A 263-nucleotide genomic window follows, 5' to 3' on the forward strand; every position below is an offset into this window, starting at 1 on the left:
GCCACTGACGGGCGCAAACGCGCCATGCCCGAATTCCGTAAACGCGAACGCCCTGTACCCGTATCCAACGACGGAGGTTGACGCCATGGCCGAGAGCTGGAAGGTTGCCGGTACGTATTTCGAGAGCTGCAACTGCTACGCCCCGTGCAGTTGCGTTTGTCTCGGCCCGCCGTCGGATGGAGACTGCGCGGCGCTGATCGGTTGGCACGTCGATCAAGGCGAGTTCGCCGGCGTGACACTGGACGGACTCAACATCGCGCTCT

Annotated in this window: 1 protein-coding gene; it reads left to right on the plus strand. The window is 63.1% G+C overall.

The window, feature by feature from the left end; genetic code table 11:
- Nucleotides 1-85: 85 nt before the first annotated feature.
- Nucleotides 86-263, plus strand: a 178-nt coding sequence (locus tag SB771_RS35095) for a DUF1326 domain-containing protein (protein WP_410722057.1), incomplete at its 3' end; no start/stop codon positions are given.

Origin of the sequence: Burkholderia sp. SIMBA_051 (assembly GCF_046534915.1) — a bacterium.
GTDB lineage: Bacteria > Pseudomonadota > Gammaproteobacteria > Burkholderiales > Burkholderiaceae > Burkholderia > Burkholderia ambifaria.